Genomic DNA, 24,133 nt, shown 5'->3' with positions numbered 1-24,133 from the left:
GGCATACCGCAATGTCAAAGGACTCAATATCAAATTCAGTCATAAGAAGGCTTCCGCGTTATTATCGCTTTCTTGGGGAACTTGAGCACAATGGATATGTTCGCATATCATCAAGAGAGCTTTCTGAAAAAATGGGGCTTACCGCTTCTCAGATAAGACAGGACTTCAATTGCTTCGGTGAATTCGGACAGCAGGGATACGGTTATAATGTCAGTGATCTCCGCCTTGAAATAGGCAAGATACTTGGCCTTGACAAGCAGACACCGATGATACTTCTTGGTGCCGGAAATCTCGGAAAGGCTATTGCAACCCATATTGATTTCCGAAATAAAGGCTTTGATCTGATAGGAGCGTTCGATGTAAATCCAGAAATTATCGGTAAAAAGCTTGGCGAATTAACGGTTCAGAGCGCTGAAGAGATAAGCTCATTCTGTGCTGTTCACAAGCCTGTCGCAGCAATTCTGTGTGTTCCTATGGTAGCAGCTGAAAAACTTGTGAATACACTGATAGACTGCGGAATCAAGGCATTCTGGAACTTTACGCACTATGATCTGAAGGTTACACATAAGGGCGTGGCTGTAGAAAATGTTCATCTTGGAGACAGTCTTACTACCCTTTCTTATGGACTTAACAACCTCGAAAACTGTGAAAAAGATAATTAATATCTGCTTGTTTGCTGTTCAGGGCAAAATCAGTACGCTGATTACCGGCGGAGTTCAGTATTGAACTCCGCTTTTTATTGATTGAATGTGAAAAAAATATCAAAGTTTCACTGAACTATATATATAATGGAATAGATGTATTCGAGCTCGTTATGAGCAATTATATGCATTGCATAAAAATGTATATGTGTTTTATTGCACAAATTATAATTAGAAAAATATCTGCTGAAACTTCGCCGACTATTTCACTCAATATACATTTATGAAATACAGCCAAAAACAAGTTAACTGCCGTAAAAATAAAATGCTTCTTAAAGTTTATGAAAAAGTATTGAAGTTACAATATAAAAAATAATATATCATATTAAAATAATATTATGCTTTTAATGAAATAATAATTGTTAATTAGATATCAATATCAGAATAGCGATATTCTTAAAGTGAATTTGAAATTAGTGAAATATATTGGTATACTATTAATGTATACGTTTATAATAATGGAGATAGTGCCCTCAAAGAGTATTATCTCCGACAAATCTGTTTGGGAGTGAATGTTTAATGGATTACCGCATAGAACATGATTCAATGGGCGAAGTAAAAGTGCCTGCCGACAAATACTGGGGTGCTCAGACTGAACGCAGTCATGAGAATTTTCTTATTGGAGTGGGGCTTGAAACAATGCCCTGTGAAATTACCCATGCTCTCGGAATTCTGAAGAAGGCTGCTGCAATAGCAAATCATGAACTAAGACATGAAAAAATGACTGATGAAAAATTCCGGATCATTTCAGAAGTTTGTGATGAAGTAATAAGCGGTTCACTTAATGAACATTTTCCTCTTGTCGTATGGCAGACAGGAAGCGGCACTCAGTCGAATATGAATGCTAACGAAGTTATTGCCAACAGAGGAAACGAGATCGCGGGAAGTAAGCTTCTCCATCCGAATGATGATATCAATATGAGCCAGTCTTCAAATGATACATTCCCGACTGCAATGCATATTTCCGCCGTTCTTGCACTGGAAGACAGGGTCGTTCCTGCTGTTGATGAGCTTATCAGTACATTCAGGCAGCTTGAGAAGGAAAATGAAGGTGTTGTAAAAAGCGGACGTACTCATTTGCAGGATGCTACACCGATTAAATTTTCGCAGGAGATCAGCGGCTGGAGATCATCACTCGAAAAGGATAAAAAAATGATACTTACTGCCTGCGAAGAACTGAAAGAACTTGCACTTGGAGGAACCGCCGTTGGTACAGGACTTAATGCGCCGAAAGGCTTTGCTGAAAAGTCAGCAGAAGCTATTGCAAGTCTTACAGGAAAGAATTTCAGAACGTCCCCGAATAAATTCCACTCGCTCACTTCCAAAGATGAAATAGTGTTTGCACATGGCGCACTGAAGGCGCTTGCCGCTGATATGATGAAAATAGCAAATGATGTAAGATGGCTCGCGTCAGGTCCGCGTGACGGTCTCGGAGAGATATTTATTCCTGAAAACGAGCCGGGATCGTCGATAATGCCAGGCAAGGTTAATCCCACGCAGTGTGAACAGGTAACTATGGTGGCTGTACAGGTAATGGGCAATGATGTTACGGTTGGAATGGCTGCATCACAGGGCAACTTTGAGCTTAATGTATTTATGCCGGTATGCGCGTATAACTTCTTACAGTCTGCAAGGCTGCTTTCCGAGTCGATAACCTCGTTCAATAAAAACTGTGCGGTGGGTATAAGAGCAAATAAGGAAAAAATGCATCATAATCTTCACAATTCTCTTATGCTTGTTACAGCTCTAAATCCGTATATTGGCTATGAAAACGCTGCTAAGACCGCAAAAAAAGCTTTTAAAGACAATATCTCCCTTAAAGAAGCCTGTGTTGAACTCGGTTTCCTTACTGCGGAAAAGTTTGATGAAGTATTCCATCCTGAAGAAATGGTCTGATAATACATGAAAGGATGCTGACGTATGGAAACGTTTACATATTACCCTGGCTGTACGCTGAGAACCAAAGCCAAAGACCTTGACAAATATGCAAGATTGTCGGCAGAGGTCCTTGGCATCGCCCTTGAGGAACCGTCTGACTGGCAGTGCTGCGGCGGTGCGTATACTACAGCTAAAGATGAGATCGCCACAAAACTTTCAGCTGTCAGAACGCTTATTGCTGCAAAAGAAGCTGACAGACCTCTTATCACCGTCTGTTCAGCCTGTCATAATGTTATAAAGCAGACAAACTATGATATTTCCAATGATGAGGATATGGCATCAAAGGTAAAGAACTATCTCGGACTTGAAGAGCCTTACTGCGGAGAGACAACGGTATATCACTATCTGGAAATGCTTCGTGATGTTGTGGGCTTCGATGAACTTGCAAAAAAGGTTGTAAATCCGCTTACAGGCAGGAAGATAGCTGCGTACTACGGCTGCCTGCTTCTCAGGCCTTCAAAAGCTCTTGCTATGGATGATCCTGAGAATCCTACAATTATTGAGGATTTTATCAAAGCTGTCGGCGGTACTCCGGTTATATATTCACAGAGAAATGAATGCTGCGGCGGATACATAGCTCTTGAAGACAAGTCGCAGGCTCATAAAAGAAGCTCAGCGGTAATTAAGTCTGCTGAAGATCAGGGGGCAGAGATGATAATTACTGCCTGTCCACTATGTATGTATAATTTAAGAAGAAATTCCGGCTCGGATTTGCCGGTATACTATTTTACCGAACTCCTTGCTGAAGCTCTTGGAGTAAAGGGGGAGAGCAATGAATAAGAATCTTAAAGAACAGGTGATGCGTTCAAGCGGAGTTAATGTGCTGAAATGTATGCGTTGCGGAAAATGTTCGGGAACCTGTCCGTCTTATGACGAAATGGAGTATCATCCTCATCAGTTCGTATATATGGTAGAGCGGGGAGATATCGAGACTCTTATGAATTCAAAGTCCATATACAAATGTCTGACCTGCTTTGCCTGTGTGGACAGATGTCCAAGAAATGTAGAACCAGCCAAGGTGGTCGAAGCTGTACGTCTTGCTGCTGTTCGTCAGCAGGGCAACAATCATATGAATCCTAATCAGTTACCTGAACTGCTTGACGAGGATATGCCGCAGCAGGCTATAGTCACAGCATTCAGAAAATACATAAAGTAAGGAGGAGATAAGGACTATGCAGAGAATAGGTGTATTTGTCTGTCATTGCGGAACAAATATTGCTGCAACTGTTGATGTAAAGACTGTTGCAGAGACCCTCGGACATGAGCCCGGAGTCGTTATCTCCCAGGATTATCAGTATATGTGCTCCGAGTCGGGACAGAACCTTGTAAAAAATGCTATCAGGGAGCATAAACTTACAGGAGTTGTAGTATGTTCGTGCTCACCAAGAATGCATGAGAATACATTCAGAAAAGCTGCCGCTTCGGCAGGACTAAATCCATACCTTGTCGAGATAGCCAATATCCGTGAACAGTGTTCATGGATACATAAGGATATCGCGTCAGCGACCGAAAAAGCAATTATACTCGGCAAGGCTGCGGTAGCAAAAGTCCATCTCAACGCTCCTCTCACAGCAGGTGAGAGCCCAGTAGCTAAAAGAGCACTTGTTATCGGCGGCGGTATAGCGGGCATTCAGACCGCTCTCGATATCGCTGAGGCAGGATTTGATGTTGATATCGTCGAGAAACAGCCGACTATAGGCGGTAAAATGGCTCAGATAGACAAGACTTTCCCGACTCTTGACTGTGCTGCCTGTATACTCACCCCTAAAATGGTTGAGGCTTCTCAGAATGAACATATAACGATACACTCATTCAGTGAAGTAACTGATGTCAAAGGATTTGTAGGCAACTTCACAGTTACCATAAAGAAGAAAGCACGTTTTGTTGACGAGACAAAATGTACCGGCTGCGGTCTTTGTACAGAAAAATGTCCCATGAAAAAAGTCCCCAACGAGTTCAATATGGGACTTGATAACCGTACAGCTATATATATTCCTTTTGCTCAGGCTGTTCCTAAGGTTGCAACTATTGATCCGAATCACTGCATGATGCTGCAGAAGGACAAGTGCGGTATCTGCTCATCTGTATGCTCGGTCGGTGCTATCGACTATAAGCAGGAGGACAGATTCATAGAGCAGAAATACGGTGCTATTATAGTTGCTACCGGCTTCAATCCTATTAAGCTTGATAAGTACGATGAATTTGCATACAATCAGTGTCCTGATGTTGTTACATCACTTGAGCTTGAAAGACTTATGAACGCCGCAGGTCCAAACGGCGGTACACTCCTTCGTCCCTCGGATAAGACTCACCCGCACAAGATAGTTTTCGTACAGTGCGTCGGTTCAAGGTGCGACGACAGCAAGGGCAAGCCTTACTGCTCAAAGATATGCTGTATGTATACAGCCAAGCACGCTATGCTCATCCGTGAGAAATATCCGGATACAGAGGTGTATGTATTCTATATAGATGTCCGTACACCGGGCAAGAACTTTGATGAGTTCTACCGCAGAGCTGTTGAGCAGTACAATGTTCATTACATAAAGGGCATGGTGGGCAAGGTAACACCTCGTTCTGACGGAAAGATCGACGTTCAGGCGTCTGATCTTCTTGCCAACGAACAGCTTCATATCGATGCTGATATGGTGGTCCTTGCTGCTGCAATCGAGCCTGACAAGACTGCTCGTCCTCTTGCTACAATGCTTACAACTCAGATGGATACAAATGATTTCTTTACAGAAGCTCACCCTAAGCTTAGACCTGTAGAAAGCGCTACGGCCGGAATCTTTCTTTCAGGTGCCTGTCAGGGACCGAAGGATATCCCCGAAACTGTTGCACAGGCAAGTGCTGCGGCTGCAAAGGCTATAGGACTTCTCGTAAAGAACAGCATCACCTGCAATCCCTGCGTTGCTCATTCTGACGAGCTTATGTGCAACGGCTGTTCATCATGCGAAAAGGTATGTCCTTACGGAGCTATAACATATATCGACAAGGAATTCAAAATGCCGGACAGGACGATCGCTGTACGCAGAGTAGCAAGTGTTAACCCTGCTGTATGTCAGGGCTGCGGCGCTTGTACAGTTGCTTGTCCTTCGGGAGCTATGGATCTCAACGGATTTTCTAACAGTCAGATAATGGCGGAGGTAGATGCAATATGCAGGTAAATGAGAATAAAGAGTTTCAGCCGCTGATCGTTGCTTTCTGCTGTAACTGGTGTTCATATGCAGGAGCTGATCTTTCGGGAACGAACAGACTCAATTATCCGGCAAATGTTAAGATAATCAGAGTGCCCTGCTCATGCAGAGTAAACCCCATGTTCATTCTCAGGGCGTTCCAGCGCGGAGCTGACGGAGTTATCCTCTGCGGCTGCCATCCGGGAGACTGTCATTATACATCAGGAAATTACTTCACAAGAAGAAGAATGACTCTTCTGTTCAGTATGCTGGATTTCCTCGGCATCGAGCGCGACAGGACAAGAGTTGAATGGGTATCGGCAGCTGAGGGTGCAAAATTTGCCGCGACTATGAATGATTTTACTGAAACTGTAAAAAAACTCGGACCCAACCGTAGACTGGAGGATTTACGATGCAGGAAGCAATGATAAATAAAGCAAAACAGCTTCTGGCTGAGGGTACCGTAAATCGTGTCATCGGCTGGAAAAGGGGAGAGTTCGCATACGATATCACTCCTGCTGTATTTGATACTGCTGAGGAACTCGAAAAAGAGTTCATATACGATGATTTCACATCTGCAAATGTATCCAAGTATCTCGTCAAAGAGAGCAGAAAAGAAGGAAAGATACTTGCTTTTCTGAAGCCATGTGATACATACAGCTTCAATCAGCTGATAAAGGAGCACAGAGTTGTACGTGATAATGTGTACATAGTAGGCATACCGGGCGGTCCTAAACTTGACGCTGAGAAGATAAAGAAAAAAGGTATAACAGGAATCCTCGGCGTAAAGAATGAGAATTATACTCTTAAAATAGAGACTGTTTACGGTGAAGAGACAATGCCCTTCTATGAGGCTGTCCTTGACAAGTGTGCTTCCTGCAAGAGCAAGAAGCACGTGATCTATGACGAACTGATAGGAGAGGACGGAGATGTTCTCGATTCCAACCGCTTCGATATGGTGGAGAAGCTTGAAAATATGACTGCTCAGGAGCGTTTTGACTTCTGGAGAGAGCAGCTTTCCAAATGTATACGCTGCAACGCCTGCCGTAACGTCTGTCCTGCCTGCACCTGTGAGAAGTGCGTATTCGACAATCCAGATTCAGGCGTTGAAAACAAAGCTCCGGCTGACAGCTTCGAGGAGAATATGTTCCACATAATCCGCGCATTCCATGTTGCCGGCAGATGTACGGACTGCGGTGAATGTTCAAGAGTATGCCCTCAGAATATACCTCTCCACCTTCTCAACAGGAAGTTTATAAAGGATATTAATGTATTTTACGGTGAATATCAGGCTGGCGAAGACAGTATATCTCGCGCTCCGCTCAATGATTACAAACAGGACGACTGCGAGACAAGCATAGTTCACGAAAGGGGAGTGGAATAATGCTGAAGATATCTCTCGATAAACTTGATAAGCTTTTTGATGCAATATCTGCTTCTCAGGCTCTGTATATTCCAGTTGACCGCAAGGACGGTGCAGCTGAGTATAAGAAGTACGAGAGCGGCATGAAGCTCAGCAGCTCTCTCAATACTGTCAGAAGCGCCAAGGACTTTTTCTTTCCTCAGATAGAAAATCTTGTGGACTTCAAAATGGAAGGCAAGAACATAGAGGTTGTTGACGTTCGTGAAGAGTCCGAGGATTTTGTGATATTCGGTGTCCGCGCCTGTGACGCGAGAAGTTTCACTATTCTTGATAAGGTATTTCTTGCTGATCCTGTGGACAGTTTCTACAAGAACCGCCGTGAACACGGAACTGTTGTAACTATGGCCTGTACACGCCCTGCCGAGACCTGCTTCTGCGGAACTTTCGGTATTGATGCAGCTGCTCCTGAGGAGGGCGACGCTGCCTGCTACAGCGACGGTGAGAACTTATTCATTGAAGCTCATAACGGAAAGGGACAGAAGTTCATCGACTCCGTTTCCTCGCTACTTGAAGAAGGAGATACCTCAAAGCTTGAGAGTGTACGTTCAAAAACAAGAGAGATTTTAAAAAAGCTCCCTCTTGCAAACCTCACTACAGATAACTTCGGTGGTGACAAGCTGAATGAATACTTTAATTCTGACAAATGGGGAGAGCTTTCGGAAAGCTGTCTCGGCTGCGGCACATGTACTTTTGTTTGCCCTACCTGTCAGTGTTATGATATAAAAGATTTCGACACAGGTCATGGCATAAAGCGTTTCCGCTGCTGGGACTCATGTATGTATTCCGATTTCACGAAAATGGCACATGGAAATCCGAGACTTACTCAGCTTGAGCGCTTCCGTCAGAGGTTCATGCATAAACTTGTATATTTTCCTGCAAACAATAACGGAGAATTCGGCTGTGTCGGATGTGGAAGATGTCTTTCAAAATGTCCGATTTCCATGAATATCGTTAAAGTCATGAAAGCATTGGAGGTAAAGTGATGAACAATGATACATTGATACCTTATATCGGCGTTGTAACGGATATAAGGCAGGATACCCCTGATGTAAAAACATTCAGAGTCATTTCTCCAGAAGGCGGCAAGGTATTCGAGCATATGCCCGGACAGTGCGCAATGCTCTCTATTCCTGGAGTTGGCGAGGCTATGTTTTCAATAACATCGTCTCCCACCAATAAGGAATTTATGGAGTTCAGCATTAAAAAATGCGGTTGTCTCACAACATGGCTCCATGCCATGGACGTTGGTCAGCAGATAACTATACGCGGACCTTACGGTAACGCTTTCCCTGTTGAGACTGAACTCAAAGGAAAGGACCTTCTCTTTATCGCCGGCGGTATAGGTCTTGCACCTCTCCGCTCGGTCATCAACTATGTACGTGATAACCGCTCTAACTACGGTGATGTACAGGTTATTTACGGTTCGCGTTCAAAGGACGATCTGGTAGATTACAAAGAAATAATTGACGAGTGGATGGCTGATCCCAATATCGAAGTAAACCTGACTATCGACAATCCGCAGGAAGGCTGGGACGGTCATGTGGGCTTTGTTCCTAATTATGTCAAGGAACTCAGTCCTTCCACAAGCAAGACAGTTCTTGTCTGCGGACCGCCTATCATGATAAAGTTCACTCTTGCGGGACTTAAAGAGCTCGGCTTTACAGAAACACAGGTTTACACCACTATGGAGCTTCGCATGAAGTGCGGTGTAGGCAAATGCGGACGCTGTAATATCGGTAACAAGTATGTTTGCAAGGACGGTCCTGTTTTCCGTTTTGACCAGCTTGGAGAACTGCCCGACGAATATTAATAAGGAGAAATTCGCATGGATAATATGTTGAATGTTTACCTGTTCGGCAAAAAATATGAAGTGCCCGCAGGTCTTACGATAATGACAGCTATGGAATATGCAGGCTATGATCTTGTAAGAGGCTGCGGCTGCAGGAACGGTTTCTGCGGTGCCTGTGCGACCATCTACAGAATAAAAGGGGAGATAGAGCTCCACGGCTGTCTTGCCTGTCAGACGGAGGTACAGGAAGGAATGTATGTTGCAACACTTCCATTCTTTCCGCTTGAAAAAAGAACCTACAATATTGAGGAGATAAAGCCTGACCAGCAGATAATGATGCAGCTTTATCCCGAAATATACAGCTGTATAGGCTGCAATGCCTGTACCAAAGCCTGTACGCAGGAGCTCAATGTTATGCAGTATATCGCATATGCCCAGAGAGGTGAGTATGAGAAATGCGCAGAGGAGAGCTTTGACTGTGTAATGTGCGGAGTATGTTCGTCACGATGTCCTGCCGGTATCTCACACCCTCAGGTAGCAATGCTTGCAAGGCGTCTCAATGGTAAGTACATCGCTCCTGAATGCGGACACCTTTCCGACAGGGTCAAGGAAGTAAACGAAGGCATTTTTGATAAGGATATCGAAGAGCTCATGACAAAAGCGGTAGATAATATCGAAGAGATCAAGGATATGTACAACCACCGCGAGATAGAGAAGTAAGGAGGGGAGAATATGTACAAGATAGAAAAGCTTAATGAACTTGCAAAAGTTGTTGCTGAAAAAAGAGCTGAAAATGCAGATCTTGAACCAAGAAGAATGACTGCTGAAGAAAAAGATGAACTTCTTGCCAATTTTCACCCCGATTATAAACAGGATGAGTTCACTGTTCTTTCTGCAGGTGTAAACAAAGGCGATAAAGTTCCTACACAGCTTGCTGCTCTGTTACAGGGCAAAAGCCGTATCAGCGCTGAAGATGTTGACCTTACATCTCCGGATTATGAAACAGATGTACTTATTATCGGAGGAGGCGGCGCAGGAGCTTCTGCTGCGATCGAAGCCGATGAAGCAGGTGTAAAGGCAATGATCGTCACAAAGCTCCGTATAGGCGACGCAAACACGATGATGGCGGAAGGCGGTATACAGGCTGCGGATAAGCCCAACGATTCTCCCGCAATACATTTCCTTGACGCTTTCGGAGGCGGTCACTTCGCCGCAAAGCCTGAACTTGTAAAAAAGCTTGTTACCAAGGCCCCGGAAGCTATCCAATGGCTGAATAAGCTTGGCGTTGAATTCGATAAAGAGCCCGACGGCACAATGGTAACTACTCACGGCGGCGGAACTTCACGCAAGAGAATGCACGCTGCAAAGGATTATTCCGGCGCAGAGATAATGCGTACACTCCGTGATGAGGTCATAAACCGCGGTATTCCTGTTATCGACTTTACTGCTGCTGTAGAGATAATTCTCGACGGAAACGGTAAGGCAGCAGGTGCAGTTCTCATGAACATGGAAACAAAGGAACTTCTTGTTGCGAAGGCAAAGACTGTTATTATAGCTACCGGCGGTGCAGGACGCCTTCACTATCAGGGCTTTCCGACCTCGAACCATTACGGTGCAACTGCTGACGGACTTATTCTCGGCTACAGAGTAGGAGCAAAGCTTCTGTACGCTGATACATTGCAGTATCACCCGACAGGTACAGGTTATCCTGAACAGATCTTCGGCGCACTTGTTACGGAGAAGGTTCGTTCTCTCGGTGCAAAGCTTGTAAATATCGACGGCGATGTATTTATGCATCCGCTTGAGACAAGAGATGTTACAGCTGCTTCTATTATACGTGAGTGTACTTATAGGAACAAGGGCATCGAGACCTCTCTCGGAAAGGCTGTATGGCTTGATACTCCTATGATCGAGTACAAAAACGGAGAGGGAACTATTGAAAAGCGTATTCCTGCCATGATGCGAATGTTCGGCAAATATGGCATAGATATACGCAAGGAGCCTATACTTGTATATCCTACGCTTCACTATCAGAACGGCGGCCTTGATATCTCTGACGACTGTTCTACAGGAGTTGAGAATCTCTATGCAGCCGGCGAGGTGGCTGGCGGTATCCACGGCAGAAACAGACTCATGGGCAATTCTCTTCTTGATGTTATCGTATTCGGCAGAAACGCTGGTATCAACGCTGCTGCCAAAGCCAAGGCGACAGCAAGTCCGGAAAAGCTTACTCTCGCTCATATAGAAAGCTTCAACAAAGAACTTGAAGCTTCAGGAGCTGCAAGCGGTGCTGTTTCACCTATGCTTCTTCCTCATTATTCAAGAAAGAAATAAAAAAAGGGGCGCTGAATAAGCGCCCTGAAAAGATATTAATAAAAGAAAGTAAAGTGATAAATAATGGAACTGTTTAATGGAATTCTGTCAATTCATGGCGTTTCCTTTCTTATGATATCTGTTATAGCTATAGCTGCATTAGGTTATGTTCTGGGCAGAATAACTATAAAAGGCATTTCCCTCGGTACAGCAGGTGTATTCATCATAGCGCTGATTTACGGCTGCGTTTTTTACAAACAGCTTTCATCAGAGATAAATACTGATTTTGTCGGAAGCGCTTTGAAAATAGTTGATAACCTCGGACTTATACTCTTTGTTACAGCTGTAGGCTTTATTGCAGGCCCTAATTTCTTCGGAAACTTCAAGAAGAACTTCAAGTCCTATGTTCTTCTTGCAATTATAATAATTTTCAGCGGAGGACTTGCCTGTGCAGGCTGTATATTGGTCGGCAGAAATTTCACAGATCTCTCAAATGAAGAGTTTACGGCAATGCTTACAGGAATTCTTTCAGGTGCGCTTACAAGTACACCTGGTTTTTCTGCGGCAAAGGATGCGGTCGGAACAGATCATCTTCAGAGCATAGTTTCGGTTGGTTATGCTATCGCATATATATTCGGTGTTATAGGAGTTGTTCTCTTTGTACAGGTAATACCTAAGATAATGAAAGCAAATATGGAAAAGGAAAGGGAACTGCTTGCACCCGCTTCAAAGGATTCTGCAAAGGCTAAGAAAGCTGATAAGCTCATAGAAATGGACAGCTTTGGTATCATGCCTTTTGCGTTGGCGGCGTTCTTTGGAATAATTGTTGGTTCTTTCAAATTCGGCAATTTTTCGCTTTCAACTACAGGAGGATGTCTTCTTGTCTCACTGATATTCGGTCATTTTGGCCATTTCGGCAGATTCTCCCTAACTCCAAAAGAATCGACTTTAAAGGTGTTCCGCGAGCTCGGACTGATGTTCTTCCTTATCGGCGCCGGTGTTTCAGGCGGTGCAAAATTTGTTCAGTATTTCGACGCAGTATACTTTATATATGGAATGATAATGACTATCGTTCCCATGATAATCGGTTTCCTTTTTGCAAAATATGTGCTCAAGCTGAGCCTGCTCAATAATCTCGGTTCAATAACAGGAGGAATGACATCAACTCCTGCCCTTGGTACTCTTATAAGCACTGCCGGTACAGAAAATGTAGCATCAGCTTATGCCGCAACATATCCTGTAGCTCTGATATCAGTAGTTCTTGTATCACAGTTCCTTATAATATTATTCAGGTAACAGAAAAGCGCTTCCGAAAAAAGGAAGCGCTTAATTTTTATTTCACACCGTATTTTTCACGGTATTCAAGCATTTTATCAAGATATTCCTTTCCTGGAACTATCTCCTTCTTTATTGCATCTATTATATCCTCCATCGTAACAATAGGATAAACTATAACGCCAAAATCACGCTTTACTTCCTGTACAGCGGAAAGCTCGCCTGTGCCTTTTTCCATACGGTCTACAGTAATGACCATACCGGTAACATTAACATCTGCAGCTGTCATAAGCTTAGGCATGGACTCTCGGAGAGCCTTGCCTGATGTCATAACGTCGTCTATGATAACCACTCTTTCACCGTCTCTGAGAGTTTTTCCGACAAACATACCGCCTTCACCGTGATCTTTTGCTTCCTTTCTGTCAAAGCAGTATGATACATCTATACCGTATTTATTGCTGAGGGCTACGACAGCTGAAACAGCAAGCGGAATTCCCTTGTATGCAGGTCCGAAAAGTGTATCTGCAGGGATATCATTTTCTTTAATGCATTCAGCGTAGTATTCACCAAGTTTTGCGAGCTGAGCTCCTGTTTTGTAGTTGCCGCAATTTATAAAATAAGGAGCTTTTCTGCCGCTTTTAAGAGTAAATTCTCCAAAAGTAAGCACTCCGCAGTCAACCATGAATTTTATGAAACTTTCCTTGTAATTCATTTTTATAACCTCCGTTATGTATATTTCCTGCAAGCAGGTCATCAGCTTTATATTTCTTCGTATATATGACCGCAGAAAGGACATCTTGGATAATCAAGATCTATTTCTGCACCGCATTCAATGCATATCTTTTTAGGGAGTACGTCTATACTCTCATCTATATCCTTGTTGAACTCACCGGCAAATCCTGTCGGGTGAGTCAAAGGAAATACACCTATGAGCATACCGCATTCAGTACAATAATATCCGATGGTAGTATCAACAGGCACTTCGCATATCATAGTATCATTTTCGTAGAATGTTGATACCGGATATCCGAAAGGTGAATTCCTTCCGCGGTTTTCAATTTTGAAAGTTCCCTTTACCATGGGCTTGCCGCAGTGTAACATATCTGATCCCCCTTTTAACGACCATAGTAATATTATAGACCTTTTTTTACCGGAATTCAAGACTCTTATGAAATAAATTATAAATGTTTGGAAAAAAACTAAAATCTATTGCAAAGATGTTAAAAAAGAGGTATAATATATTTGTGTATAATTAGCAGGTTTACGTATCCCGTTTGAAAAAGAAACGGCATTTCTTTATTGAAAAGGAGCCGAATATGGCAAAAAAGAAAAGTATTACTAGAATATCTGACAAAAAAAGAGGAAGACCAAAGATAAGATTCAGCTTCTGGGGGCTTATACTAATCTTTGTTCTTTCATTTTCAGGATGTTTTGCAATATATATGATAGCAGCAAATATGAATGAAAACTTCTGGAATGAAGAGTTTGATAAAGTTGTCGTAGAAAAAAAGAATGCTAAAGTTCCGAATATTGATGACATTTCGGATACCGAAGATAAAAGTGAGGAAAAAAGTGAAAACGAGGAAGTAAGAACTTCAGTTATAAATCCGATTTCTCAGTCTGAGGCGAAAGATGCCTCATATCTCAGTTCCTGCTGCCTTGTTACGGATTCTACTCTGTTAGGAATAGACAAATTTACAGATTTAAATGATGTAATCGGAAGCGAGTCGCTCAGCGCAGCCGGCTGCAACTCTGTTACCATCGAATCCCCATACGGAAACAAAACTGCTTATGAGATTCTTCAGGCAAAAAAGCCGGAAAAAGTCTACATTATGATCGGGAGTGATATTTCCACAGCTTCTGTGGATGACATGATCATAAATTATACTGATTTTGTCAAAAACGTAAGAGGATATCTAAATTCTGCTGATATTTACATTATGCAGCTTCCGCCGCTTAGGGCTGACGCTGAGGGGATCAGCAACAACACTGTCAACGAATTCAATACAAAACTTCTTACTATTGCCAATACAACAGGAGTTTACTGTCTTGATACCAATACTGCATTAAAAGGAGTTGACGGTAACATTTCAGAGGAATATGTGGATCTCCAAAACGGTAATCTCAACGAAAAAGCCTATAAAAAAATAGTTGAATACATACTTTGTCATACTGTATAATTTTTTAGTCGAACACTATATATAGTGTTCGACTTTTTTACATTGAGTAGACGCTTTTAAACGCCGCAAAATAGCTGAAAGTCTATTTTTTAAATAATTTATACGCATATTTGCACAAAAATTCAAATATTATCGTGCTGTGAATCGTGCAAGTGCTACATTGACATATCTTTGATAATGCTATATACTTGTATATGAGCAACAAGAAAGCAGACACTATATATTGTGTTTGGAGGTATGGTATAGAAATGATAATACACATTATTAAAAGAGACGGACGAAAAGTTCCTTTTAATATAGAAAAGATAGCAAACGCTATTTTCAAAGCAGCACAAGCACGTGGCGGTACAGATTTTAATGTTGCTATGGATGTTGCAGTAGAAGTTTGCAGACTTTATGAGGAACAGAATCCCGGAAAAACTCCAACTGTTGAAGAGATACAGGACCTCGTCGAGAAAGTCCTTATTGAAAAGGGCCACGCCAAGACAGCAAAGGCTTATATTCTCTACCGTTATGAGCGTACACGCTCACGTGAGATGAAAACCAATCTGATGTGCGTACTCAACGAGCTTACCTTCAGTCCCGCAAAAGACAGTGATATAAAGCGTGAGAACGCAAATATAGACGGTGATACCGCAATGGGTACGATGCTCAAGTACGGTTCGGTATCAGCCAAGGAATATTATGAGATGTACGTCCTGGAGTCTGCTCATGCAAAGGCTCACCGTGAGGGCGATATTCATATACATGATCTCGATTTTTACACACTGACTACTACCTGTACACAGATCGACCTGAAGAAGCTTTTTACTAACGGCTTCTCCACCGGACACGGCTTTTTAAGAGAGCCTAACGATATAGCAAGCTATTCGGCACTTGCCTGTATCGCTATCCAGTCCAATCAGAACGATCAGCACGGCGGTCAGAGTATCCCTACATTTGATTATGCTATGGCTGACGGTGTCAAGAAGACCTATGCATCAAGATACAGACAGAATGTTGCAAGGGCATTGTCACTTTTGGGCGGCGTTGAAAATGAATTCGAGATAGTTGACGAAATAAAGAAAGAATTATCCGAAAAATGTGAACTGAAACCGATCCTTGCAAACGATAACGGCTACAAGGAAAAGGAAATGGAACTGCTGCTGAAGTATACAGATAAGGAAACTGCTGAGAAAATTCAGGCTTTCGCTACAAGAAATGCTGAAAAGGAAACAGACAGGGCTACTTATCAGGCTATGGAGGCACTTATCCACAACCTTAACACCATGAACAGCCGTGCCGGCGCACAGACTCCGTTCAGCTCAATAAATTATGGTACAGATACATCTCCTGAAGGAAGAATGGTAATAAAGAATGTTCTTCTTGCTCAGGAAGCTGGTCTCGGAAATGGTGAAACTCCTATATTCCCGATCCATATTTTCAAGATCAAGGAAGGAATCAACTATAATCCTACCGATCCGAACTATGATCTTTTCAAGCTTGCCTGCAGAGTATCCGCAAAGAGACTCTTCCCGAATTTCTCGTTTATTGACGCACCATATAACCTTCAGTATTACAAGGAAGGCAATCCTGATACAGAGATAGCATATATGGGCTGCCGTACAAGAGTTATCGGAAATAATTATGATCCTTCAAGAGAAATAGTTACAGGCAGGGGAAATCTCAGCTTCACATCTATAAATCTCCCGAGACTTGCAATAAAGGCAGATCACAATGTTGGGCTTTTCTTCGATATGCTTGAAGAGAAAATGGAGCTTGTCATTGCTCAGCTAATGCATCGATTCAATATCCAGTCACAGAAGAGAGTAAGGAATTATCCTTTCCTTATGGGACAGGGTATCTGGATAGACTCTGACAAACTCGGTCCTGATGATACAGTAGGCGAGGTGCTCAAACACGGTACGCTTTCCGTTGGATTTATCGGACTTGCTGAAACACTTAAAGCTCTTATCGGTGCTCATCATGGTGAAAGTGAAGAGGCAAGAGAGCTCGGTATTGAGATAGTTACATCAATGAGAAAACGCCTTGATGAAGAATCAAAGCGCACAGGACTCAACTTCTCGCTTCTTGCTACTCCGGCAGAAGGACTTTCAGGACGTTTTGTACGCATGGACGCTAAAAAATACGGCGTTATCGAAGGTGTTACAGACCGTGATTACTATACAAACTCCTTCCATGTACCGGTTTATTATCCTATCAGCGCTTTTGATAAGATAAAGATCGAAGCTCCTTACCATGAGCTTACAAATGCCGGACATATAAGCTATATTGAGCTTGACGGCGATCCTCTTGAAAATCTCAGTGCCTTCGAGAAGATAGTACGCTGCATGAAGGAATCAGGCATAGGCTACGGCGCTATCAATCACCCTGTTGACCGTGATCCATGCTGCGGATATACCGGTATAATCGGTGAAACTTGTCCATGCTGCGGCAGGAAGGAGCATTCCGACAATGTAGCTTTCGACAGGATACGCCGTATAACAGGATACCTTGTGGGAACACTTGACCGTTTCAATAACGGTAAACGCGCGGAGGAACATGACCGCGTAAAGCATGATGTATAAGGTGATATAATGAAACTTAGAATTGCCGGAACCGTTAACGATTCTATCGTTGACGGTCCGGGAATAAGATTTACTGTATTTGTTCAGGGCTGCCCTCATAACTGCAAGGGCTGCCACAATCCGCAGACCCATGATTTTGAAGGCGGTACTGTTGCGGATACTGAGGAGCTGCTTGAAAAAATAAAAGGTAATCCATTGCTGGACGGCGTGACATTCAGCGGGGGAGAGCCTTTCTGTCAGGCGGAAGCGCTTGCTTCGCTCGGTAAACAGATCAAAGAGCTTGGACTCAATATCGTTACGTATACGGGCTATACTTTTGAGAAGCTCTATGAAGAGCGAAGTCTTAATAACTGGGATGAGCTTTTGGGTGTTACTGATATTCTTATTGATGGACCTTTTATCCTTGAACAGAAGGATTGGGAAATAAAGTTTCGCGGAAGTTCAAATCAGAGATATATCGACTGTAAAAAAAGCCTTGAAACAGGAAAAGCAGTCGAAACTGAACCATAAATATTAAAAAGCAGACCGCAAAGGTCTGCTTTTTCTGTATAATACAAGATAATGGCGGTCAAATGACCGCCCGAATTATTGGTATATCAGCCCTGTCTCTTGGCTTCAATCTCAGCAAGTGCGTCCTTGCGTGAGAGGTTGATCCTGCCCTGACGGTCGATCTCAGTAACCTTTACAACGATCTCGTCACCGATAGAAACAACATCTTCGACTTTTTCAACTCTCTGCTTGTCAAGCTTTGATATGTGAACAAGTCCGTCCTTGCCTGGTGCAATCTCGACAAATGCACCGAAATCCATGATCCTAACAACCTTGCCCTTGTAAATCGCACCTACTTCGGGATCGTTGGCAATAGTGTGGATTATCTGGAGTGCCTTGTTTGCATTGTCAGCATCAACACCGCTGATAAATACATTTCCGTCATCGTTTATGTCGATCTTGACGTCACAGTCAGCAGAGATCTTCTGGATGACCTTACCGCCCTGACCGATGACCTCTCTAATCTTGTCAACAGGGATCTTTGTCTGAAGCATCTTGGGAGCGTACTTATTGACTGTAGGTCTGCTTTCCGGAATAGCCTTGAGCATGATCTCGTCGAGAATATAGATACGAGCCTTTCTTGTCTTTTCAAATGCCTGCTTGATAATAGCGGGAGTAAGACCGTCTACCTTGATATCTACCTGTATAGCAGTGATACCCTTATGAGTACCGCCAACCTTGAAGTCCATATCGCCGAAGAAGTCCTCAAGGCCCTGTATATCGACCATGGTCATGAAATCATCACTGTCGGGAAGAGTGATAAGTCCGCAGGATATACCGGCTACAGGCGCCTTTATCGGAACACCTGCGTCCATAAGAGCAAGTGTTGAGCCGCAGATAGAGCCCTGTGAAGTTGAACCGTTTGAAGAGAGTACCTCAGAAACAAGTCTCAGAGCATACGGGAAGTCCTCAACCGAAGGAATAACAGGAGCAAGAGCTCTTTCAGCAAGAGCACCGTGACCTATCTCACGACGACCGGGACCTCTGCTCGGCTTAGTTTCACCGACAGAATAGCTCGGGAAATTGTACTGGTGCATATATCTCTTTGAGTCCTCTTCATCGAGACCGTCGATCTTCTGGCAGTCGCTTACAGGACCAAGTGTACAAACTGTAAGAACCTGTGTCTGACCTCTTGTGAAAAGACCAGAACCGTGAACACGGGGGAGTATACCGACTTCTGCGGCAAGAGGACGAATTTCGTCTATACCACGTCCGTCAACACGTTTGCCTTCATAAAGCCATGCACGAACGATCTTCTTCTGGAGCTTGTAGATACACTCGTCGATCATAGGGATCTGCTCAGGATACTTTTCATCAAAGTTTGCGTGGATATCGTCAACGATAGGAGCAAGCCGCTCATCACGAATGTTCTTGTCGTTGGTATCGAGTGCAAACTTAACACGCTCTGAAGCGAATGCTTCGATAGCGTCGAACATATCATGGTCAACTTCCATTGATTCAAAAGTGAACTTGGGCTTACCGATCTGTGAGCGGATATCGCTGATGAAAGCTACCATTTTCTTGATCTCTTCATGACCTTTAAGGATAGCCTCAAGCATTGTGTCCTCAGGAACCTCGTTAGCGCCGGCCTCGATCATAACGATCTTCTCGGCAGTACCTGCAACAGTAAGGTTAAGATCTGTCTTGGTTCTCTGCTCAAGAGTAGGATTGAGAACGATCTCACCGTCAACAAGACCTACGTTGATTCCGGCGATAGGACCGTTCCACGGAATGTCCGATATTGATATAGCAACTGAAGTAGCTATCATACCTGCGATCTCAGGTGAATTGTCAGGCTCAACTGCGAGGACGGTCATTACAACTGAAACGTCGTTTCTCATATCCTTCGGGAAAAGAGGACGTATAGGACGGTCAACACAGCGTGAAGTGAGGATAGCCTTTTCGGAAGGCTTGCCCTCGCGCTTTGTGAACGAACCGGGGATTCTGCCTACAGAATACAGTCTTTCCTCATAGTCAACTGAAAGAGGGAAGAAGTCAACGCCTTCTCTCGGCTTTGCGCTTGCTGTAACATTTGCCATTACGACAGTTTCGCCGTATCTTACCCAACAGGAACCGTTGGAAAGTCCGCAGGTCTTTCCAGTCTCAACTATAAGCGGTCTGCCGGCATAAGTTGTTTCAAAAGTTCTGTAATTTTCAAACATCTGATTTGCCTCCATTTTCAGAAAATTTTCATCAGAGGAGAGCTTTTAGAAGTTAGAGGTAAAAGTCAGAAATATAAGATTTCTGACGCTTGCCTCTGACTTCTAATCCCTGCACTCTGATAGACGTAAAGGCAGAAGGGTACAGAACCCCACTGCCTTCATACACATGATTACTTACGGAGACCGAGCTTTTCTACGATAGCGCGGTATCTGTTGATATCCTTCTTCTTGAGATATGCAAGAAGGTTACGTCTGTGACCAACCATCTTCAGAAGACCTCTTCTTGAGTGGTGATCATTCTTGTGGCTCTTGAGGTGGTCTGTAAGGTCGTTGATTCTTCTTGTAAGAATAGCGATCTGAACCTCAGGTGAACCTGTGTCGTTTTCGTGTGTTCTGTTAGCCTCAATAACGGCTGTCTTTTCATCCTTCAATAACATTTGAAGCACCTCTTGATAAAATATTCCGTAAACTCAGTAGGGGGTGAAAGTCGAGGACAAGCCCCGGACCAAGTACACGGTGATAATATTATACCATATTATTGTATTTTTGTAAAGCCTTTTTTTGATTTTTATCGTATTTTTCTTGTAAAAATCTGTCAGTTAAGATGAAAAAAACATATACTGTGCCGGCGCATGATGTTTTATTAAAGAATATAGTTGACTATTCAGACGTAATGTGTTAAAATAGATATACAGAGAATGCATGATAAACGGATTGGAGGATCAATAATGAAAAAAAATGCTTTTGAATATGTATGGACAGACAAAAAAAGATCCATTTTCGGTCTGCCTCTTACTTTTACTCGTTATTATCTTACAGAAACCAAATTTATCACCCGTACAGGTTTTCTGAATGTTGATGAAGATGAAATTGATCTTTACAAGGTCACAGATAAAAAGGTTAAATATCCGTTCTTTCAGCGCCTCGTTAACTGCGGAACGATAATTATATACAGCCGTGACGCTGATACTCCCTCAAAGGAAGTACACTGTGTAAAAAATGTCAGAAAAGTTTCAGAACTTATAGACAAATATCTTAACATTATGCGTGACAGATACGGCATAAGAGGAAGAGATATGATGGGCTTCCATTCAGATCACGATCATTATGATGATTTTGACGACGCCCACGATGAAGACGGAGATTTTTGATTTCAGAGGTGATTTGGCAGATGCTCTCGTTTATTACTGAAAAACAATCCAGCTGGGACAGACTGAAAGAGGAAGAACGTCCTATATTCATATACGGAATGGGCGACGGAGCATTAAAAATAATGTCTGTTTTCCGTGAAAAGCATATAACTGTAGCAGGTATCTTTGCAAGCGACGATTTTGTAAGAGGACATTCATTTGAAGGATACAGAGTACATAAACTGTCAGAGATAGAAGAGGCTGTAGACGATTTTGTTGTAGTTCTTGCGTTTGCCGCCGGATATCAGGAGATCGTTGATAAGGTTCAGGAGATCGCAGCGAAACATACACTGTATGTTCCGGATGTGCCTGTAGTGGGCAGGGGACTTTTTACTTATGAATACTGCCAAGAGAATGCAGAAAAGATACAGCAGGTCTATGACAGTCTTGCAGATGACTATTCGAGAAAAGTCTATGCAAATATAATTAATTTCAAAATAAGCGGCAAAATAGAGTATCTTTCAGAGGTTACGACTACAAAAGCAGATATATACAAGAAGATTATAAAACCTACATTAAACGAGGTATATGTCGATCTTGGAGCATATAACGGAGATACTATAAAAGAACTTTTAGAGTTTACCCACGGAAAGTACGTATCAATATATGCACTTGAGCCTGATAAGAAGAATTTCAAGAAGCTTGCAAAATTCATTGACGGAATGCCTCATGTTTATGCATACAATTCCGCTGCATGGTGTATCGACTGCGAACTGCCATTTGCTTCAAAGGCTGGTCGCCAGTCATCAATAAGTGCTGAGTCTGAAAATGTTGTCGGAGCGCTTTCTGTAGACAGTATACTCGCAAAACGTCCTGCAACCATAATAAAAATGGACGTTGAGGGCTTTGAGCGTGAGGCTATATGGGGTTCATCCATAACGATAGCTCATTATGCTCCAAAGCTTATGGTATCACTTTATCACAGAAATGAAGATATTTTTGAACTGCCGATACTGATAAAGAAGCTGAACCCTTCGTATAAGCTCTATATACGTCATCAGCTTTACATACCGGCATGGGAAACAAATCTGTATGCGACAGTATAAATATTAAAAGCGATAGACCAAAGTCTATCGCTTTTCTTTATTATATAAGCTTTCTTTCGTCGCAGTATTCACATTCAAGAAGAGTTTCATCTCCGCTTGAACGGAAACTCTTCGGCAGGTATTCCTCATGATTTGTAATACAATTCGGATTTGAACACTTTACGCCGCTGAAAACCTTTCCCCTGAGCGTTTCGGAGGCTTTCTTTTCTTTGAGAATAGTCATAATAAGTGCCATGCGCACAAACATACCATATTTTGCCTGCTTGAAATACATAGCCCTTTCGTCATCATCAACCTCAACAGTTATTTCATCAACACGGGGCAGGGGATGCATAACGATCATATCTTTTCCTGCGCTCAGCATTTTTTTCTTATCAAGTACATACGTGTTTTTCTGAGCGAGATACTCTTCTTCGCTTGCGAAGCGTTCCTGCTGTATTCTTGTCATATACAGCACATCGAGACTGCCTATTGCTTCTTCAAGAGTATGTACTTCCTTATAACTGCTTCCGTTTGCCTTGATTATATCCTTGATATATGCCGGCATACCAAGTTCATTTGTAGATATGAAAACGAATTTGTTGTCAGGGAACATACTGAGAGCCTTACAAAGTGAATGTACTGTCCTTCCGTTCAGAAGATCACCGCACATTCCGACAGTAAGTCCGGAAAGCTTTTTCTTCTCTATTTTCAGTGTAAGAAGATCTGTAAGAGTCTGAGTAGGGTGAAGATGACCGCCGTCGCCTGCATTTATTACTGAACAGTCAGCTGTAAGAGAGGCAGCTTTTGCAGCACCGGCAACAGGATGACGTATAACAAGAACATCTGAATAGTTACTTACGATCTTAGTAGTATCCTTTATTGTTTCTCCCTTTGCGACTGAAGAATTGGCAGGATTATCGAATCCGATGATCTGTCCTCCGAGTCGTATCATAGCTGTCTGAAATGACATCTGTGTTCTTGTGGAAGGTTCATAGAAAAGAGTTGCCATGATCTTTCCGTCACATACGTGTGCGAATTTTTCAGGCGCTTTATAGATCTCCTCACCAAGTTCAACCACCTTTTTCCACCAGGAAACTGGATAATCATTCAAGTCAATAAGGTGCTGATATTCTGAAAACATATTTTTGACCTCCGGTACGGTTTAAAGTATTTTGCTGCCGTTTATTATCATTTCAAACTGTACTCCGAGATATTCGGAAGCTCTTCTGCAAAGCAGCATACGTTTCATAAATATCTCAAAATATTCAAGTACAGAGGATATTTCTGTATCAATCTGAAGTTCGAGTATAATTGATGATTTATCTTCGTTGAATCTGACCGCAGACTTTTCAACAGCATAATTTACACGGTCGTGTATATCAAAGGTAAGAAGATCGGTATTCCGGACGCGGCTTCTTCGTACATCCGTCTTGTCACCGATTATCATTGCTGCGGAAATAGCGTCAAGAGGCTGACCTGTGCCTTCATCATGATTACCGATAGCCGAAATAATAGAACATATCTCATCTGCTGGCATACTGAGGCAGTCAAGAAGTCTGAAAGCCATTACAGCACCGCTCTGAGCGTGATCGACACGGTTTATAACATTTCCGATATCATGCATTATTGAAGCAATACGAGCAAGTTCAACAGTACGTTCGTCGAATCCGAGCCCTTCAAGTATCATTGCAGATGTGTGGGCTACACGTTCAACGTGAGGAAATGAATGCTCTGTATATCCGAGAGCTTCAAGTGCCTGATCTGCACGCCTGATATATTCCATAATATCAGGATTCTGTTTAATATATTTATAGGTAACTATACTTGCCATAATCTCTCCTGTTA

The 24,133-nt window shown here is 42.8% G+C and carries 23 protein-coding genes; 17 read left to right on the top strand and 6 right to left on the bottom strand.

Annotated elements, in window-relative coordinates; translation table 11 throughout:
* Nucleotides 1-11 precede the first annotated feature (11 nt).
* The 12 genes from QZZ36_RS00240 to QZZ36_RS00185 all read left to right on the top strand — a co-directional run bounded on the left by QZZ36_RS00240 (nucleotide 12) and on the right by QZZ36_RS00185 (nucleotide 12,633).
* A complete protein-coding gene (locus QZZ36_RS00240) occupies nucleotides 12-662 on the top strand; it encodes a redox-sensing transcriptional repressor Rex (RefSeq protein ID WP_295074923.1) in 651 nt (216 codons plus the stop codon).
* A 558-nt stretch (nucleotides 663-1,220) separates the two neighbouring features.
* Nucleotides 1,221-2,597, top strand: a complete 1,377-nt coding sequence (gene fumC / locus QZZ36_RS00235) for a class II fumarate hydratase (RefSeq protein ID WP_295074920.1) — start codon at nucleotides 1,221-1,223, stop codon at nucleotides 2,595-2,597.
* Between the two features lie 24 nt (nucleotides 2,598-2,621).
* Nucleotides 2,622-3,419 carry a CoB--CoM heterodisulfide reductase iron-sulfur subunit B family protein gene (locus tag QZZ36_RS00230; RefSeq protein WP_295074917.1) on the top strand — a complete coding sequence of 266 codons (798 nt, stop codon included), beginning with the start codon at nucleotides 2,622-2,624 and terminating at the stop codon, nucleotides 3,417-3,419.
* Nucleotides 3,412-3,795, top strand: a complete 384-nt coding sequence (locus QZZ36_RS00225; protein WP_295074914.1) for a 4Fe-4S dicluster domain-containing protein — start codon at nucleotides 3,412-3,414, stop codon at nucleotides 3,793-3,795. Before QZZ36_RS00230 ends, QZZ36_RS00225 begins: the two co-directional genes overlap by 8 nt.
* A gap of 16 nt (nucleotides 3,796-3,811) precedes the next feature.
* The gene (locus QZZ36_RS00220; RefSeq protein ID WP_295074911.1) at nucleotides 3,812-5,803 is read left to right on the top strand and encodes a CoB--CoM heterodisulfide reductase iron-sulfur subunit A family protein; all 1,992 of its coding nucleotides are present in this window, start codon (nucleotides 3,812-3,814) and stop codon (nucleotides 5,801-5,803) included.
* Nucleotides 5,794-6,240 (top strand): hydrogenase iron-sulfur subunit, encoded by a 447-nt coding sequence (locus tag QZZ36_RS00215; protein ID WP_295074908.1) that lies wholly within the window; start codon nucleotides 5,794-5,796, stop codon nucleotides 6,238-6,240. The genes QZZ36_RS00220 and QZZ36_RS00215 overlap by 10 nt, the downstream gene beginning before the upstream one ends.
* Nucleotides 6,225-7,196, top strand: coding sequence for a 4Fe-4S dicluster domain-containing protein (locus tag QZZ36_RS00210; protein WP_295074905.1), 972 nt, complete (start codon nucleotides 6,225-6,227; stop codon nucleotides 7,194-7,196). Before QZZ36_RS00215 ends, QZZ36_RS00210 begins: the two co-directional genes overlap by 16 nt.
* Nucleotides 7,196-8,218 (top strand): 4Fe-4S dicluster domain-containing protein, encoded by a 1,023-nt coding sequence (locus tag QZZ36_RS00205; RefSeq protein WP_295074902.1) that lies wholly within the window; start codon nucleotides 7,196-7,198, stop codon nucleotides 8,216-8,218. The genes QZZ36_RS00210 and QZZ36_RS00205 overlap by 1 nt, the downstream gene beginning before the upstream one ends.
* The gene (locus tag QZZ36_RS00200; RefSeq protein ID WP_295074900.1) at nucleotides 8,218-9,045 is read left to right on the top strand and encodes an FAD/NAD(P)-binding protein; all 828 of its coding nucleotides are present in this window, start codon (nucleotides 8,218-8,220) and stop codon (nucleotides 9,043-9,045) included. Before QZZ36_RS00205 ends, QZZ36_RS00200 begins: the two co-directional genes overlap by 1 nt.
* A 15-nt stretch (nucleotides 9,046-9,060) precedes the next feature.
* A complete protein-coding gene (locus tag QZZ36_RS00195; RefSeq protein ID WP_295074898.1) occupies nucleotides 9,061-9,744 on the top strand; it encodes a 4Fe-4S dicluster domain-containing protein in 684 nt (227 codons plus the stop codon).
* A 12-nt stretch (nucleotides 9,745-9,756) separates the two neighbouring features.
* A complete protein-coding gene (locus QZZ36_RS00190; RefSeq protein ID WP_295074895.1) occupies nucleotides 9,757-11,358 on the top strand; it encodes an FAD-dependent oxidoreductase in 1,602 nt (533 codons plus the stop codon).
* Nucleotides 11,359-11,469: 111 nt separating this feature from the next.
* A complete protein-coding gene (locus tag QZZ36_RS00185; RefSeq protein ID WP_295074892.1) occupies nucleotides 11,470-12,633 on the top strand; it encodes a permease in 1,164 nt (387 codons plus the stop codon).
* Between the two features lie 37 nt (nucleotides 12,634-12,670).
* Here QZZ36_RS00185 and pyrE read toward each other — a convergent pair whose 3' ends face one another.
* Both pyrE and QZZ36_RS00175 read right to left on the bottom strand, forming a co-directional pair.
* Nucleotides 12,671-13,324: an orotate phosphoribosyltransferase gene (gene pyrE, locus QZZ36_RS00180; protein WP_295074889.1), complete on the bottom strand. Its 654-nt coding sequence runs from the start codon at nucleotides 13,322-13,324 to the stop codon at nucleotides 12,671-12,673.
* A gap of 47 nt (nucleotides 13,325-13,371) precedes the next feature.
* A complete protein-coding gene (locus QZZ36_RS00175) occupies nucleotides 13,372-13,713 on the bottom strand; it encodes a zinc ribbon domain-containing protein (protein ID WP_295074886.1) in 342 nt (113 codons plus the stop codon).
* Nucleotides 13,714-13,928: 215 nt separating this feature from the next.
* On the opposite strand from QZZ36_RS00175, the gene QZZ36_RS00170 reads away from it, so the two are divergent.
* The 3 genes from QZZ36_RS00170 (at nucleotide 13,929) to nrdG (ending at nucleotide 17,869) form a co-directional block, all read left to right on the top strand.
* The gene (locus QZZ36_RS00170; protein ID WP_295074883.1) at nucleotides 13,929-14,792 is read left to right on the top strand and encodes a hypothetical protein; all 864 of its coding nucleotides are present in this window, start codon (nucleotides 13,929-13,931) and stop codon (nucleotides 14,790-14,792) included.
* A 248-nt stretch (nucleotides 14,793-15,040) separates the two neighbouring features.
* Nucleotides 15,041-17,359 carry an anaerobic ribonucleoside triphosphate reductase gene (locus tag QZZ36_RS00165; RefSeq protein WP_295074880.1) on the top strand — a complete coding sequence of 773 codons (2,319 nt, stop codon included), beginning with the start codon at nucleotides 15,041-15,043 and terminating at the stop codon, nucleotides 17,357-17,359.
* Between the two features lie 9 nt (nucleotides 17,360-17,368).
* Nucleotides 17,369-17,869, top strand: a complete 501-nt coding sequence (gene nrdG / locus QZZ36_RS00160; RefSeq protein ID WP_295074877.1) for an anaerobic ribonucleoside-triphosphate reductase activating protein — start codon at nucleotides 17,369-17,371, stop codon at nucleotides 17,867-17,869.
* 86 nt (nucleotides 17,870-17,955) lie between these two features.
* On the opposite strand, the gene QZZ36_RS00155 is transcribed toward nrdG, so the two are convergent.
* Both QZZ36_RS00155 and rpsO read right to left on the bottom strand, forming a co-directional pair.
* Entirely contained in the window at nucleotides 17,956-20,070 is a 2,115-nt protein-coding gene (locus tag QZZ36_RS00155; protein ID WP_295074874.1) for a polyribonucleotide nucleotidyltransferase, read from the bottom strand.
* 170 nt (nucleotides 20,071-20,240) lie between these two features.
* The gene (gene rpsO / locus QZZ36_RS00150; protein ID WP_295074871.1) at nucleotides 20,241-20,507 is read right to left on the bottom strand and encodes a 30S ribosomal protein S15; all 267 of its coding nucleotides are present in this window, start codon (nucleotides 20,505-20,507) and stop codon (nucleotides 20,241-20,243) included.
* A 291-nt stretch (nucleotides 20,508-20,798) separates the two neighbouring features.
* Here rpsO and QZZ36_RS00145 point away from each other — a divergent pair, with 291 nt between their 5' ends.
* Nucleotides 20,799-21,221 (top strand): PH domain-containing protein, encoded by a 423-nt coding sequence (locus QZZ36_RS00145; RefSeq protein ID WP_295074868.1) that lies wholly within the window; start codon nucleotides 20,799-20,801, stop codon nucleotides 21,219-21,221.
* A 20-nt stretch (nucleotides 21,222-21,241) separates the two neighbouring features.
* A complete protein-coding gene (locus tag QZZ36_RS00140; protein WP_295074865.1) occupies nucleotides 21,242-22,306 on the top strand; it encodes an FkbM family methyltransferase in 1,065 nt (354 codons plus the stop codon).
* 40 nt (nucleotides 22,307-22,346) lie between these two features.
* Here QZZ36_RS00140 and pyrB read toward each other — a convergent pair whose 3' ends face one another.
* Together pyrB and QZZ36_RS00130 are read right to left on the bottom strand one after the other, a co-directional pair.
* Nucleotides 22,347-23,429, bottom strand: coding sequence for an aspartate carbamoyltransferase (gene pyrB / locus QZZ36_RS00135; RefSeq protein WP_295074862.1), 1,083 nt, complete (start codon nucleotides 23,427-23,429; stop codon nucleotides 22,347-22,349).
* A gap of 21 nt (nucleotides 23,430-23,450) precedes the next feature.
* Nucleotides 23,451-24,119, bottom strand: coding sequence for an HD domain-containing protein (locus QZZ36_RS00130; protein WP_295074859.1), 669 nt, complete (start codon nucleotides 24,117-24,119; stop codon nucleotides 23,451-23,453).
* Between the last annotated feature and the right edge of the window lie 14 nt (nucleotides 24,120-24,133).

Origin of the sequence: Ruminococcus sp., from assembly GCF_016287535.1 — a bacterium.
Classification (GTDB): domain Bacteria; phylum Bacillota; class Clostridia; order Oscillospirales; family Ruminococcaceae; genus Ruminococcus.
This window is presented reverse-complemented; position numbering and strand designations above follow the sequence as displayed.